Annotated in this window: 2 protein-coding genes; both read right to left on the bottom strand. The window is 70.6% G+C overall.

From position 1 onward, the window contains the following. Positions 1 to 3,569, bottom strand: a 3,569-nt coding sequence (locus AC07FA_RS34135; protein WP_479080239.1) for a type I polyketide synthase, incomplete at its 3' end; no start/stop codon positions are given. Positions 3,570 to 3,597: 28 nt separating this feature from the next. After that, on the bottom strand, positions 3,598 to 17,154 hold a 13,557-nt coding region (locus AC07FA_RS34130; RefSeq protein ID WP_479080238.1), incomplete at its 5' end, for a type I polyketide synthase.

Here is a 17,154-nt window from a genome sequence, read left to right as displayed (position 1 = left end):
AACGACAACGCATCAACACCACACGGCGCCACCCGAACCCGCAACGCCGACGCACCAACCGCCGCCAACACCACCCCATTCCACGCAAACGGCAGCACGTTCCGGCCGTCGTCCTCCCGTGCCACGAAGGCGTTCGTGTGCAGGGCCGCATCGAGGAGAGCCGGGTGCAGACCGAACCGTCCCGCGTCCTCACGCGGTTCACGTGGCAGAGCGGCCTCGGCGAAGAGCTCCTCGCCACGGCGCCAGACGGCACGCAGGCCCTGGAACGCCGGCCCGTACGCATAGCCACGCTCGGTCAGATCCGCGTAGAACCCCGTGATGTCCACCGGCTCCGCGCCGGCCGGAGGCCACTGCACGAAGTCGAATCCCGACCCCGCAGAAGTGGGAACCACCGGCGACAGCACACCAGACGCATGCCGCGTCCACTCCTGCCCGCCACCCTCACCGGCATCGCCCCGAGCCGCGTACACACCGACGGCACGACGCCCGGTCTCATCGGCACCGCCGACCGCGACCTGAATGCGAATGGCCTCGTCCTCGGGCAGCACCAGCGGCGCGCCGATCACCAGCTCGTCCAGCACCCCGCACCCGAACTCGTCCCCGGCCCGGATCGCCAGGTCGACGTAGATCGTGCCCGGGATGACGGCTGAGCCCTGGATCGCGTGGTCCGCGAGCCACGGGTGCGTACGCAGCGACAGCCGCGAGGTGAAGACCAGCCCGTCCGACTGCGGCAGCTCGACGACGGCGCCGAGGAGGGGGTGGTCGGTGGAGGCCAGACCGACGGATGCGACATCGGTGTCGGCACCCGTCATCTCGATCCAGTAGTGCTCGTGGTCGAAGGCATACGTCGGCAGAGCCGTCCGCGCACCCGCGACGCCGGCCGGCAGGACGGCCGACCAGTCGATGTCCACTCCGCGTACGAAGGCTTCCGCGAGAGAGGTCAGCATGCGCCGCATACCACCCTCACCACGACGCAACGAGCCCACCAGCACCGGCGCCGCATCAGCCGCGTCAGCGATCTCACTCACGGGCTGAAGGAGCACCGGGTGCGAGCTGACCTCGACGAACACACCGAAGCCCGCACCGATCAGCTCCCGCACCGCCGGCTCAAAGCCCACCGGACGGCGCAGATTCCGATACCAGTACCCACCATCGAGCACACCTGCCGAATCGATCCAGGTGCCATCGACACAGGAGAAGAACGGAACCTCCGGAGCGTTCGCGGTAATACCCGCCAGCTCGCCTGCGAGGATCTCCTCAATGCCTTCCACGTGACGGGTGTGGGAGGCGTAATCCACCGCGACCCGCCGCACCCGCACACCCCGGGCCTCCAGCACGGCCAGCAGACCGTCCAGGGCTGCCGCGTCACCAGCGATCACGACGGAGGACGGGCCGTTGACCGCCGCGATTTCCACACCCTCCACCAGCAGGTCACGGACATCCGCCTCCGGCAATGCCACCGATGCCATACCACCCGCACCCGACAACACCCGGCCGATCGCCTGACTCCGCAACGCCACCACACGCGCCGCATCCCCAAGCGACAACGCACCCGCAACATGAGCGGCAGCGATCTCACCCTGCGAATGACCCAGCACCGCATCCGGCACCACACCCACCGAACGCCACACCGCGGCCAACGCCACCATCACCGCGAAACTCGCCGGCTGAATCACATCCACACGATCCAGCAGCACAGCATCCGCGTCACCACGCAGGACATCCGTCAACGACCAGTCCACAAACGGCGCCAAAGCCGCCTCACACTCAGCAACCTTCGCGGCGAACACCGGCGAGGAATCAAGCAACCCACGCCCCATCCCCACCCACTGAGCACCCTGACCCGGGAACACGAACACCGACCGGCCAGGACCACTGCCCCCACCCGGAACCAGACTCTTCGTCAACGCCCCATCAGACTCACCCCGCGCCAACGCACCAAGACCCGACAGCAACTCAGCCCGAGAACCCGCAACCACCACCGCACGATCCGCCAGCAGAGCACGCCCCGACACCAACGAACCCGCCACACCAGCCAGCGAGACCGCCTCACCCGCCTCGATGAAGGAAGCAAGCCGCTCCCCCTGCCCAGGCAGCGCCCCCACACCCTTCGCCGACACCACAAACGGCATGACCACATCACCGTCGAGCGTCGGCTCCTCTTCCGCAGCGGCCTCCTCCTGCGGCGCCTGCTCCAGGATCACGTGGGCGTTCGTACCGCTGGCTCCGAAGGAGGACACACCCGCGCGACGCGGACGCTCCGACTCCGGCCACGGCCGGGCCTCCGTCAGCAGCTCCACCGCACCCGCAGACCAATCCACCTGCGACGTCGGCTCATCCACATGCAACGTCGCCGGAAGAACCCCATGGCGCAACGACTGAACGGTCTTGATCACCGCAGCGACGCCCGAGGCGGCCTGGGCGTGTCCCAGGATGGACTTGACCGAGCCCAGCCACAGCGGCTGCCCCTCGGGACGCCCCTGACCGTAGGTCGCCAGCAGGGCCTGGGCCTCGATCGGGTCGCCCAGCGTCGTACCCGTGCCGTGCGCCTCGACGGTGTCGATGTCCGAGGTGGAGAGGCCCGCGTTGGCGAGCGCCTTGCGGATCACCCGCTGCTGCGCGGGACCGTTCGGAGCCGTCAGACCATTGGACGCACCGTCCTGGTTGATCGCCGAACCCCGTACCACCGCCAGGACTTGGTGACCGTTCTTACGCGCGTCCGAGAGCCGCTCCAGCAGCAGAACGCCCACACCCTCGGCCCAACCGCTGCCGTCGGCCGAGGACGAGAACGCCTTGATTCGGCCGTCGGCGGCCAGGCCGCGCTGGCGTGAGAAGCCGACGAAGCCGCCCGGCGTCGCCATCACGGTGGCTCCACCCGCCAGGGCCATCGAGCACTCGCCACGGCGCAGCGCCTGCGCCGCCAGGTGCAGGGCGACCAGCGAGGACGAGCACATGGTGTCGACGGTCACCGCCGGGCCCTCAAGCCCCAGGGTGTAGGCGACGCGGCCGGAGGCGACACCGCCGGCGGTGCCCAGGGCCCGCTCAAGGCTCAGGTATCCCTCGAACCCGCTCAGGTCCGGTGCGTAGTCCTGGTGCACCATTCCGGTGAAGACGCCGACGTCGGAGCCCCGCATGGAGTGCGGGTCGATGCCGGCGCGCTCGAAGGTCTCCCAGGAGACCTCGAGAAGCTGCCGCTGCTGCGGATCCATGGCGAGCGCCTCACGCGGCGAGATGCCGAAGAACGCCGCGTCGAACTTCGCCGCATCGTGCAGGAACGCGCCCTCGCGCACGTAGGTGGTCCCGGGGTTGTCGGGATCCGGGTCGAAGAGTCCGTCCAGGTCCCAGCCGCGGTCGGTGGGGAACTCCGTGTAGACGTCGGCGCCATCGGACACCACCTGCCAGAAGTCCTCCGGGTTGGTGATCCCACCCGGGAACCGGCACCCCATCGACACGATGGCGACAGGTTCGACGGCAGCAGCAGCGAACTGGCTGTTCTCGTGCTGCAGCCGGGAGTTCTCCTTCAGGGACGCACGCAGTGCATTCACAAGCTGCTCGTCAGGCGATGCCATTATTTCCTCCACGATCTGATGTAACGGGTCAGCTTGCGTCGTCGCCGAGGGCCAGCTGAATCAGGCTGGCGACGTCCATTGCGTCGATGAGTTCCGAGTTGTCCTCAGCCGGCGCCGCCGTGTCGGGGGCGTCCGTCTCGGCCAGCTTCAGAAGGGCGTCCAGGACTCCGGACTCCTTGAACCGGGCGAAGGGGACGGTCGCCAGGACACGCCTGATGTCGTCCTCCCGCCCTTCGAGCTCGTCTCCGGTCGTCCGGAGGAGTTCCGCGCGCAGGTACTCCACCAGCGCGTCGGGGGTGGGGTAGTCGAAGATCAGCGTCGCCGGCAGGCGCAGCCCGGTGGCCGCGTGCAGGCTGTTGCGGAGACCGACGGCGGCCAGCGAGTCGAACCCGACTTCCTGGAAGGCCTGCAGCGGCCTGATGGCCTCGGCGCTGTTGTGCCCGAGGACGGTGGCCGCGTGGCTGCGGACCAGCCTGAGCAGAATCCGCTGCTGTTCGGTTTCCGAGGCTGCCGTCAGGCTCGCCACAAGGGACGAGTTGGCGTCCTCGGTGCCCGTGTCGGACTGCGCGGCCCGCATCGCCTCGCGTGCCTCGTCGAGGTCGCCGAACAGCGGGCTCGGCCGGACGGAGGTGAACGCCGGGATGAAGGCGGCCCAGTCCATGTCGGCCACGACCACGGAGTTCTCCGCGGCGCGCAGGGCGTGCTCCAGGATGCTGATGGCGACCTCGGGGGCCACCGGGAGGACTCCTCGACGGCGGAGCTGCTCAAGAGCGGCCGGGTCAGCGCCGACGCCGATCTGGTCGAGGGCGCCCCAGGCGAGGGAGGTCGCCTTGTGTCCGCGTGCGCGACGGCGTTCGACCAGGGCGTCGAGGACGGCGTTCGCCGCGCCCGACAGTCCCTGTCCGCCGCCGCCCCACACGCCGGCGATCGACGAGAACGCGACGAACGCGTCGAGCTCGGTGTCCTTGAGCAGGTCCTCGAGCCAGACGGCGATCTCCACCTTCGCCGCGAACACCTCTGCGAGGTCGCCCCGGTCCGTGTCGCCGATGGAGCTGGTCTGCATCACGTCGGCGGCGTGGACGACGGCCGTGAGCGGCCGGTCGACGGGCAGCTCGGCGAGCAGGCGCGCGATCGCGCCGCGGTCGGAAGCGTCGCAGGACGTCACGGTCGTACGGGCGTCCAGCCGCGACAGTTCGGCGCGCAGCGTCTCCACGCTGCCGGCCGGGGTGTTCGCGGTGGTGGTGACGATGAGCTCGTCGGCACCGCCGAGCGCGAGCCACAGGGCGGCATGCCTGCCCAGGCCTTCGGTACCACCCGTGACGAGAACCGTTCCCCGGGGCTGCCACTGGTCCGCGCCGGCTGTCCTCGCCAAGGACTGCAAGGACTTGCGTACCAGCCTGCGTGCGTAGACGCCCGTGCGCCGGATCGCGAGCTGGTCCTCGCCGGTCGCGGCGTTGAGCACCCCGAGCAGGCGCTGAACCGTCCGCGTGTCGATGTCGACGGGCAGGTCGATCAGGCCGCCCCAGCGGTCCGCGTACTCCAGGCCTGCGGCACGGCCCAGGCCCCAGTGCGCTGCCTGGGCGGGGGACGTCACGCTGTCCTGCATCCCGGTGCTCACCGCGCCGGAGGTCAGGCACCAGAGCGGCTGGTCGGCTCCCGTGTCGGCGAGCGCCTGCAGAAGAACGAGAGTCGTCTCGGCGACCGCTGAGGCGTGCTCGGGGTCCTGCTGCGCGTGCTGCTGCTCCAGCGTATGCAGGGAGAGAACTCCGGAGAGGTCGTGTTCGGCGAACTTGCCGCGCAGCAGTCCGGCGAGCGATGCCCGGTCCCGGAGCTCGGCGTCCGCGACCTCCAGGAGAACCATGCTGAGGCCCTGGCCGGCCAGTACGTGCACCAAGTCCGCGGAGCCCTTGTCCGAGGTGCGCTCGGCCGGGGCGACCACCAGCCAGGTGCCACCCGGTACACCGGGGGCGTTCTGCGGCAGCGGCTGCCAGGTGACGGCGTAGCGGAGGCCTTCCACGACGGACTGCTCACGGCGGCCTTCCCGCCAGTCCGCCAGCAGCGGTACGACATCGCCCAGCGCAAGCCGACGGTCGGCCGTATCGGCCTTCAACAGCGCCGCGAGCCCGTCCAGGTCGGCGCCGTCGACGGCGGTCCAGAAGTCGCGGTCGGCGTCGTTGACCCCGTTGTCGCTGTCGGCTGGGCTGTCGGGGGCCTTGAGCCAGTAGTGCTCGTGGTCGAAGGCATACGTCGGCAGAGCCGTCCGCGCACCCGCGACGCCGGCCGGCAGGACGGCCGACCAGTCGATGTCCACTCCGCGTACGAAGGCTTCCGCGAGGGAGGTCAGCATGCGCCGCATGCCACCCTCACCACGACGCAACGAGCCCACCAGCACCGGCGCCGCATCAGCCGCGTCAGCGATCTCACTCACGGGCTGAAGGAGCACCGGGTGCGAGCTGACCTCGACGAACACACCGAAGCCCGCACCGATCAGCTCCCGCACCGCCGGCTCAAAGCCCACCGGACGGCGCAGATTCCGATACCAGTACCCACCATCGAGCACACCTGCCGAATCGATCCAGGCGCCGTCGACACAGGAGAAGAACGGAACCTCCGGAGCGTTCGCGGTAATACCCGCCAGCTCGCCTGCGAGGATCTCCTCAATGCCTTCCACGTGACGGGTGTGGGAGGCGTAATCCACCGCGACCCGCCGCACCCGCACACCCCGGGCCTCCAGCACGGCCAGCAGACCGTCCAGGGCTGCCGCGTCACCAGCGATCACGACGGAGGACGGGCCGTTGACCGCCGCGATTTCCACACCCTCCACCAGCAGGTCACGGACATCCGCCTCCGGCAATGCCACCGATGCCATACCACCCGCACCCGACAACACCCGGCCGATCGCCTGACTCCGCAACGCCACCACACGCGCCGCATCCCCAAGCGACAACACACCCGCAACATGAGCGGCAGCGATCTCACCCTGCGAATGACCCAGCACCGCATCCGGCACCACACCCGCAGAACGCCACACCGCGGCCAACGCCACCATCACCGCGAAACTCGCCGGCTGAATCACATCCACACGATCCAGCAACTCCGGACCTGCCTCACCGCGCAGGACATCCGTCAACGACCAGTCCACAAACGGCGCCAAAGCCGCCTCACACTCAGCCACCTTCGCGGCGAACACCGGCGAGGAATCAAGCAACCCACGCCCCATCCCCACCCACTGAGCACCCTGACCCGGGAACACGAACACCGACCGGCCACGAGCAGCAGCAGAACCCACACCCGACGTCACACCCGGACCCAACTCGCCCCGGGCCAACGCCCCCAGACCCGACACCAACTCCGCGTCAGACCCCGCAACCACCACCGCACGATCCGCCAGCAGGGCCCGCCCCGACACCAACGAACCCGCCACACCAGCCAACGAAACAAGCTCGCCCGCCTCGACAAACGCAGCCAACCGCTGCGCCTGACCCGCCAGCGCCCCCGCACCCTTCGCCGACACCACGAACGGCAGAACCGCATCGCCGTTCGTCGGGCTCAACTCGGAGTTCTGGAGGTCACTTTCGGGGGCTTGCTCCAGGATCAGGTGGGCATTGGTGCCACTGGCCCCGAAGGAGGACACACCGGCCCGGCGAGGGCGCTCCGACTCCGGCCACGGCCGGGCCTCCGTCAGCAGCTCCACCGCACCCGCCGACCAATCCACCTGCGACGTCGGCTCATCCACATGCAACGTCGCCGGAAGCACACCATGGCGCAACGACTCCACCATCTTGATCACACCGGCGACACCGGCCGCAGCCTGCGCATGCCCGATGTTCGACTTCAACGACCCCAACCACAGCGGCCGACCCTCAGCACGCCCCTGGCCATACGTCGCCAACAACGCCTGCGCCTCAATCGGGTCACCCAACGTCGTACCCGTGCCATGCGCCTCGACCACATCAACATCCGCCGACGAAAGACCCGCACTCGACAACGCCTTGCGAATCACCCGCTGCTGCGCCGGACCATTCGGAGCCGTCAGGCCATTGGACGCACCGTCCTGGTTGACGGCACTGCCACGGAGCACCGCCAGCACCTGGTGCCCGTTCCTGCGTGCCTCCGACAGCCGCTCCAGCAGCACCACGCCCACACCTTCGCCCCAGCCCGTGCCGTCGGCCGAGGCCGCGAACGACTTGCACCGGCCGTCCGCCGCGAGGCCGCGCTGGCGCGAGAACTCCACGAAGGCATCCGGGCTGGACATCACGGTGGCTCCGCCTGCCAGGGCCATCGTGCACTCGCCCTGCCGCAGCGCCTGCGCCGCCAGGTGGATCGCGACCAACGACGACGAACACGCCGTGTCGACCGTCACCGCCGGACCCTCGAACCCGAACACGTACGACACACGGCCCGAGGCCACACTGCCCGCGGTACCGGCCATGACGTAACCCTCGACACCTTCCGGAGCCTGGTTCAGTCGCGTCACATAGTCGTGGTGGACGATTCCGGTGAAGACGCCGATCTCCTCGGAGCCGGTGGACCGGGGGTCGATGCCCGCCCGCTCCAGCGCCTCCCAGGACGTCTCGAGGAGCAGCCGCTGCTGCGGGTCCATGGCGAGTGCCTCGCGCGGGGAGATCCCGAAGAGGCCCGCGTCGAACTTCGCGGCGTCGTGCAGGAATCCGCCCGTACGGGCATAGCTGGTGCCCTGGTGGTCCGGATCCGGGTGGTAGAGGCCGTCGAGGTCCCAGTCGCGGTCGACGGGGAACCCGGAGATCGCGTCGCGCTTGTCCATGACCAGCCGCCACAGGTCTTCGGGGCTTTCGACCCCGCCCGGCAGGCGGCAGCTCATGGAGACGATCGCGATCGGTTCGTTCTGGTCGGGCGCGACGGGCACGGGGGCGTCGGGGACGGTCTGCTCGCCGAGGAGTTCGGTGCGCAGGTGCCCGGCGAGCAGGACCGGTGTCGGGTAGTCGAAGACCACCGAGGCGGAGAGGCCGTCGATCCCGGTCTCGTGTGCCAGTCGGTTACGGAGCTTGACCGCCGCGAGGGAGTCGAATCCGAGGTCCTTGAAGGGACGGGCACGGTCGAAGCCGTCCGCTTCGCGGTGGCCGAGGACGACGGACGCGCCGGACTCGACGAGTTCCAGCAGGATGCGGTGCTGCTCGGTGGGCGTCAGCCCGGTCAGCCGCTCGGCGAACGATCCGGCGGCGGCCACGTCGCGCGTCACCGCACGGCGGCGTACGTCTCCGGTGGCCGGTGCGGTCGGGGCCGCTGCCACCGCAGCTGTCCCGGTTCCCGCAGCCGCCTCGGCCTGCGACGACGTGTGGCCGAGGTCCAGCGGCCCCATGGAAGCGACCGGCGCTCCCGTGGGGTCCGCGAGCTCGACCAGGTGGCGTCCCGGTGCGCCCGGAACGGTCGGCCCGGTCGGGGTGATCCGCACGCGCAGCGCGGTGGCGCCGGCCGCGTGCACGACCAGCCGGGCGCAGAACGCGATGTCGTGCGGACGCGTGTCGACGAGGGTGGCCGTGTCCGCACCGGTGGCAGCGGCCACGAGGCGCACCACGGTGTCGAGGAGGGCCGGGTGAAGCGTGAACTTCTCCGCTTCGTCGAGGAGATGACCGGTGGGCGCGACCTCGGCGAAGGTCTGCGCCCCGTCCTGCCACACGGCGTGTACGCCGGGCAGGGCCGATGCCGAGTCCGCGGCGGGCGACCAGTTCCCCAGGTCGAACGTTGCCTGCGGCATCCCGGCCACCAGGAATCCGCTCGCATGGCGCGTCCACGGCGTCGCTTCCGCGCCAAGGGGCCTGCCGTACACGTGCACCGCACGGCGGCCGACGGAGTCGGGGCCTTCCACGGCGACCTGGACCTGAACGGTGGCGTGCTCCGGCAGTACGAGGGGGCTTTCCACGGCCACCTGTTCGAGCGACCCGCACCCGACCGCGTCACCGGCCTTGACGATCATTTCCAGCAGCGCGGCGGCGGGGACCGTCATGGCTCCCTGGGCCACCTCCTGCGCGGTCGCGCCGAGAAGGCGGCCGTGACGGCGTACCGACAGACGGCCCGTGAAGACGATCCCGTCGTCCCCCGGCATCTCCACGGCGGCGCCGAGCAGCGGGTGGTCCGTGCCGTGGGCATCGCCCGCGCCCTCGTCCATGGCTCGGTCGAGCCAGTACCGCTGGTGCTGGAACGCGTAGGTGGGGAGGTCGGTCCTGGCTTCGCGGGGCTCCTCGTACAGGGCGGGCCAGTCCACGGCGACGCCTCGTACGTGCAGCTCCGCGAGCGCGGTCAGGACGCAGACGTCCTCCGCGTGGTCGCGGCGCAGCGTGGCGACGCAGTCACCGGCCGGCGATCCGCTCGCACCGGATGTACCGGGCGCGTCAGACGCACCAGGCGCCCCGAGCTGGGCGAGCGAGTCGAGCGCCATCCCGGTGAGGACGCCGCCGGGGCCGAGCTCGAGGAACGTCGTGGCTCCCAGGCGGCTCAGCGTCGCAACGGCGTCGGCGAACCGCACCGCGTGGCGGACCTGGTCCACCCAGTAGCCCGGGGTGCCGAGCTCGTCGCCCGACAGTTCCTTGCCGGTGAGCGTGGAGACCATGGGAAGGGTCGCCGGCCGGTAGTCCAGGCCTTCGCAGACCGTACGGAACTCCGTGAGCATCGGTGCCATGAGCGGCGAGTGGAACGGGTGGCTGACCTGAAGCCGCCTGGTCTTGTGCCCCCTGTCGGCCAGCTCGGCCGCGACGGCCAGTACCTCGGCCTCGGCGCCGGATATCACCACGGAGCCGGGGGCGTTGACGGCGGCGACGCACACGGCAGCGGCCACGCGGGCGTCTTCGGCGAGCAGCGACAGGACGTCGGCCTCGGACGCCTGGACGGCGACCATCGCGCCGCCCTCGGGCAGCGCCTGCATCAGCCGGCCGCGCGCGGCGACGAGGGTGGCCGCGTCCTCCAGGCTCAGTACGCCCGCGACATGGGCGAGGGTCACCTCGCCGATCGAGTGCCCGGCGAGGAGGTCCGGCTTGACCCCCCATGACTCGTACAGCCGGAAGAGCGCGGTCTCCAGGGCGAACAGCGCCGCCTGCGTGTACATGGTCCGGTCGAGCAGCGTGGCCTCGGCCGATCCGGGAGCGGCGAACACGATGTCGCGCAGCGGCCGGTCCAGGTGGTCGCCCAGCCGCTGTTCGACCGCCGTGCAGACGGCGTCGAAGGCGGCGCGGAAGACCGGGAAGGCGTCGGCGAGTTCGCGGCCCATGCCGGCCCACTGGCTGCCCTGGCCGGTGAACAGGAAGGCCAGCTTCCCCGCGACCGGAGTGCCGCTCACCATGCCGGGGCCCGCGTCACCGCTGTCCGCCAGGGCGCGCAGATCCGTGCCGAGCCGTTCCCGGTCGACGGCCACGAACACGGCCCTGTGGTCGAGGTGGGCCCGCGTCGTCGCCAGCGAGTACGCCGCGTCGGCGACGCTCACGTCCCGGCGGTCCCCGACGAATGAGGCGAGTCGCCCTGCCTGGCCGCGCAGTCCGTCCACCGTTCTGCCGGAAACCGGGACCAGTACGGTCCTGGGCGCGGCCTGGTGGGTCTCGGTGGGCGAGGACGGCTGAGGTGTGCCGGTCTGCGATGTGCCGGTCCGCGTCCCCTCCACCGCCTCGTGGTCCGCCGCCGCCGTGTCCTGTTCGAGCACCACGTGCGCGTTGGTCCCGCCGATGCCGAAGGAGGACACGGCAGCCCTGCGCGGGCGGCCGGCCGTCGGCCACGGCCGCGCCTCGGTCAGCAGCTCCACCGCGCCCGCCGACCAGTCCACGTTCGACGAGGGCTCGTCCACGTGGAGCGTGCGGGGCAGCAGACCGTGGCGTATCGCCATCACCATCTTGATCACGCCCGCGACTCCGGCCGCCGCCTGGGTGTGACCGATGTTCGACTTGACCGAGCCGAGCCACAGGGGCTGGTCGGCGGGCCGGTCCTGTCCGTAGGTCGCCAGCAGCGCCTGGGCCTCGATCGGGTCGCCGAGGGTGGTGCCCGTGCCGTGCGCCTCCACCACGTCGACGTCCGCGGTGCTCAGGCCCGCGGTGGCGAGAGCCTTGCGGATGACCCGCTGCTGCGCGGGGCCGTTCGGAGCGGTGAGCCCGTTGGACGCGCCGTCGGAGTTCACCGCCGAGCCCTTGAGTACGGCCAGGACCTGGTGACCGTGACGGCGGGCATCCGACAGCCGCTCCACCAGCAGCAGGCCCGCTCCCTCGGACCAGCCGGTGCCATCGGCGCCGTCCGCGAAGGCCTTGCAGCGCCCGTCCGGGGCCAGCCCGCGCTGCCGCGAGAACTCGACGAAGGTGTCCGGGTTGGCCATGACCATCACGCCGCCGGCCAGCGCCATGGAGCACTCCCCCTGGCGGAGCGCCTGCGCCGCGAGGTGCAGGGCCACCAGCGAGGAGGAGCACGCCGTGTCGACGGTGAGGACCGGGCCCTCCAGGCCGAGGTGGTAGGCGATACGACCGGAGAGGACACTGCCCGAACTGCCGGTGAGCCGGAGCCCCTCGACCTCGGGGGACCGGTGCAGGAGCAGGCTGTAGTCATTGCTGTTGATGCCGGCGAACACGCCGACGTCCGTGCCGCGCAGGGTGGTCGGGTCGATTCCGGCGCGTTCGAAGACCTCCCACGAGGTCTCCAGGAGCAACCGCTGCTGCGGGTCCATGGCCAGCGCTTCCTTCGGTGAGATACCGAAGAAGGCGGCGTCGAAGCCCGCGGCGTCGTCGAGGAAGGCCGCGTGGCGTACGTATGTCTTGCCCGCGCGGTCGGGGTCGGCGTCGAAGAGCCGTTCGGTGTCCCAGCCGCGGTCCGCGGGGAACTCGGTCACCGCGTCGACGCCCTCGCTCACCACGCGCCAGAGGTCTTCGGGACTCTGGACACCGGCCGGGAACCGGCACGCCATGGCAACGATCGCGATCGGCTCGTCGGTGAACGTCCGGGCATCCGTCGCGTCCGTCACGCCCACGCGGCCGGTCTCGATTCCCAGCGACCCGAGGAGCGTGGTCCGCAGCAGGTCGGCGAGCAGAGCCGGCGTCGGGTAATCGAAGACCGTCGTGGGGGAAAGACGCAGACCGGTCGCGACGGTGAGCCGGTTGCGCAGCTCCACGGCGGTGAGCGAGTCGAATCCGGCGTCCTTGAAGGCCCGGTCGGCCGCGACCGCGTCGGCGGTCGGGTGTCCCAGTACCTCGGCCGCGTGGCGGCGTACCAGAGCGACGAGCGTCTCGGTCTGCTCGCGGGTGCTCAGGCCGGCGATGTGCCCGGCCAGTGAGCCGGAGTCCGCGGAACCGGCGCGGGCCGTCGGCCGGCCCGAAGGGGCCAGACCGCGCAGCAGCGGGGTCACCGGGCCGTTCGCGGCGCGGGCGCGGAGAGCACGGATGTCCAGCTGGGTGGCGACCAGGAGATCGGCGCCGCTGCGCAGGCCCGCGTCGAAGAGCGCCATCCCGCGTGCAGCGGACAGTCCGACCATGCCGTTGTGCTTGTTGCGCTGGAGGTCGGCGCCGGCCAGGTGCTCCGTCATGCCGCTCACCTCGGCCCAGTAGCCCCAGGCGAGGGAGGTTGCCGGCAGGCCGAGGGCCTGGCGACGGTGTGCGAGTGCGTCGATGAAGGCGTTGGCGGCCGCGTAGTTGGCCTGCCCGGGATTGCCGAGCACGCCCGCCGCGGAGGAGAAGAGGACGAACGCCGAGAGGTCCAGGCCCCGGGTCAGCTCGTGCAGGTTGAGCGCGGCGTCCGCCTTGGGCCGCAGCACGGTGTCGAACCGTTCCGGGGTCAGGGCGGAGACCACACTGTCATCGAGGACGCCCGCGGCGTGTACGACTGCGGTCAGCGGGTGTTCGGCGGAGACGGTGTCGAGGAGCGCCGCGAGTTCCGTACGGTCCGCCGCATCGCATCGCGCGATCGTGACGGTGGCTCCCAGAGCGGTCAGCTCGTCGCTCAGACCGGCGGCGCCGACCGCGTCCGTGCCACGGCGGCTCACCAGCAACAGGTGCCTGATGTGGTGCTCCGTGACCAGATGCCTCGCGACGATCGCGCCGAGCGTTCCCGTACCACCGGTGATCAGTACGGTGCCTTCGGCATCGAGGGGACGCCCACCGCCGCCACCGGCCTCGGCGGCCGCACGGACCAGGCGCGGCACCTCGGCCACCCCGGCGCGCAGCCGGATCTGCGGCTCGCCGCTGTCCAGCGCGGCGGCCAGGGCAGGCCGGGAGGTGGCGTCGGCCTCGACCAGGAAGATCCGGTCGGGGTGCTCGGACTGGGCCGAGCGGACGAGACCCCACACGGCGGCGACGGCCGGCTCGGCGGTGTCCGTGGTCAGCACGACGAGCCGCGTGTGCGCCAGAGCGGGCTCGGCGAGCCAAGCCTGGAGGACGCCCAGCGCCGCTGCGGTGGTGGCGCGCGGGTCGGTCTCGGACGGGTCCACCTCGTACACCAGGTGATCGGGGGCCGTGCGCTGCGAGGAGGCAACCGCGACGACATCCGCCGCCGACGCCACGGAGGAGAACTCCGCGGAGCCGGAGGTGTGCGCGGTCGGCAGCGGCACAGCGGTCCATGCGACGCGGAACAGCGCGTCATGGGTCAGGACGTCGGCGACGCCGGTCTCCTCGGGAGAGAACTGCCTGCCGAGCACACCCGCGACGGACATGACCGCCCGGCCGGTCCGGTCGGCCAGCTCAAGCCGGCCGGTCTCGCCGGACGTACGCGGCGCCCGCACCTTCAGGGCGGAGGCGCCCGACGCCAACAGGGAGACGCCCGTCCACTCGTACGGCTGCATGCCGTCGGCGAGCACCACACGGACGGCGGCGTCCAGGAGGGCGGGGTGCAGGCCGTACCGGTCCGCGTCGGTGACTCCGTCCGGCAGGGCGACGTCCACACCGCTCGCGTCGACGGGGGCGGGCTCGTGCTGCCGCGCCGGAGGTGCCAGCGTGCCGTACGCGTGCCGCGTCCACTCCTCCTGCACGGTGGAGTTCTCGGCACGGGAGTACATCTGGACGGTACGGCGTCCGGATTCGTCGGCGCCGTCGACGGTCACCTGTAGGGACCGGCCACCTCGCAGCGGCAGAACGACGGGGCTGTCGATGGTCAGCCGCTCCAGCGTCGGCGCCCCGATTTCGTCGCCGACCTTGACTGCCAGCTCGACCAGGGCGGCGTTCGGCGCCACGATCACGTCGGCCTGGGCGTAGTCGGCGAGCCAGGGGTGCGTACGCAGCGACCAGCGGGAGGTCGTCACGAAGGCGTCCGAGCCGGGGAGGCCGACGACGGCGCCGAGGAGGGGGTGGTCGGTGGAGGCCAGACCGACGGACGCGACATCGGTGTCGGCACCCGTCATCTCGATCCAGTAGTGCTCGTGGTCGAAGGCATACGTCGGCAGAGCAGCCCGCGCACCCGCGACCCCGGCCGGCAGGACGGCGGACCAGTCGATGTCCACTCCGCGTACGAAGGCTTCCGCGAGGGAGGTCAGCATGCGCCGCATGCCACCCTCACCACGACGCAACGAGCCCACCAGCACCGGCGCCGCATCAGCCACATCGGCGATCTCACTCACCGGCTGAAGCAGCACCGGGTGCGAGCTGACCTCGACGAACACACCGAAGCCCGCACCGATCAGCTCCCGCACCGCCGGTTCAAAGCCCACCGGACGGCGCAGATTCCGATACCAGTACCCACCATCCAGCACACCTGCCGAGTCGATCCAGGTGCCGTCGACACTGGAGAAGAACGGAACCTCCGGAGCGTTCGCGGCAATGCCCGCCAGCTCGCCTGCGAGGATCTCCTCGATCTTCTCGACGTGACGGGTGTGGGACGCGTAATCCACCGCGACCCGCCGCACCCGCACACCCCGGGCCTCCAGCACAGTGAGCAGACCGTCCAGGGCTGCCGCGTCACCAGCGATCACGACCGACGAGGGGCCGTTGACCGCCGCGATTTCCACACCCTCCACGAGCAGGTCACGGACATCCGGCTCGGGCAGGGCCACCGATGCCATACCGCCCGCACCCGACAACACCCGGCCGATCGCCTGACTCCGCAACGCCACCACACGCGCCGCGTCCCCAAGCGACAACGCACCCGCAACATGAGCGGCAGCGATCTCACCCTGCGAATGACCCAGCACCGCATCGGGCACCACACCCACCGAACGCCACACCGCGGCCAACGCCACCATCACCGCGAAACTCGCCGGCTGAATCACATCCACACGATCCAGCAGCACAGCATCCGCGTCGCCGCGCAGGACATCCGTCAACGACCAGTCCACAAACGGCGCCAAAGCCGCCTCACACTCAGCCACCTTCGCGGCGAACACCGGCGAGGAATCAAGCAACCCACGCCCCATCCCCACCCACTGAGCACCCTGACCCGGGAACACGAACACCGACCGGCCACGAGCAGCAGAAGAACCCACACCCGACGTCACCCCCGGACCCAACTCGCCCCGGGCCAACGCCCCCAGACCCGACACCAACTCAGCACCAGAGCCCGCAACCACCACCGCACGATCCGTCAACAGGGCCCGCCCCGAAACCAACGAACCCGCCACACCAGCCAACGAAACAGGCTCGCCCGCCTCGACAAACGCAGCCAACCGCTGCGCCTGACCCGCCAGCGCCCCCGCACCCTTCGCCGACACCACGAACGGCAGAACCGCATCGCCTTCGAACGACGGCTCCTCTTCCGCAGCGGCCTCCTCCTGCGGCGCCTGCTCCAGGATCAGGTGAGCGTTCGTACCGCTCACGCCGAAGGAGGACACACCGGCCCGGCGGGGACGCTCCGACTCCGGCCACGGCCGCGCCTCCGTCAGCAGCTCCACCGCACCCGCAGACCAATCCACCTGCGACGTCGGCTCATCCACATGCAACGTCGCCGGAAGAACCCCATGGCGCAACGACTCCACCATCTTGATCACACCGGCGACACCAGCCGCAGCCTGCGCATGCCCGATGTTCGACTTCAACGACCCCAACCACAACGGCCGACCCTCAGCACGCCCCTGGCCGTAAGTAGCCAGCAGGGCCTGCGCCTCGATCGGGTCACCCAACGTCGTACCCGTGCCATGCGCCTCGACCACATCAACGTCCGCCGACGAAAGACCCGCACTCGACAACGCCTTGCGAATCACCCGCTGCTGCGCGGGACCGTTCGGAGCCGTCAGACCATTGGACGCACCGTCCTGGTTGACCGCCGAACCCCGTACCACCGCCAGGACTTGGTGACCGTTCCTACGCGCGTCCGAGAGCCGCTCCAGCAGCAGAACACCCACACCCTCGGCCCAGCCCGTGCCATCAGCAGCTGCCGCGAACGACTTGCACCGGCCGTCCGCCGCAAGGGCGCGCTGGCGTGAGAAGCCGATGAAGGAGTCGGGGGTCGCCATGACGGCCACGCCGCCGGCGAGTGCCATCGTGCACTCGCCCTGCCGCAGCGCCTGCGCAGCCAGGTGGATCGCGACCAGCGAAGACGAACACGCCGTGTCGACCGTCACCGCCGGGCCCTCGAACCCGAACACATACGACACACGGCCCGACGCCACACTGCCCGCACTACCCGTACCCGCAAAACCCTCCAACTCCGCAGGCACACCCTCACC

The organism is Streptomyces sp. NPDC045968 (assembly GCF_056430475.1).
Note: the sequence above shows the minus strand (reverse complement) of the source record. Positions and strands in the feature narration are given on the sequence as shown.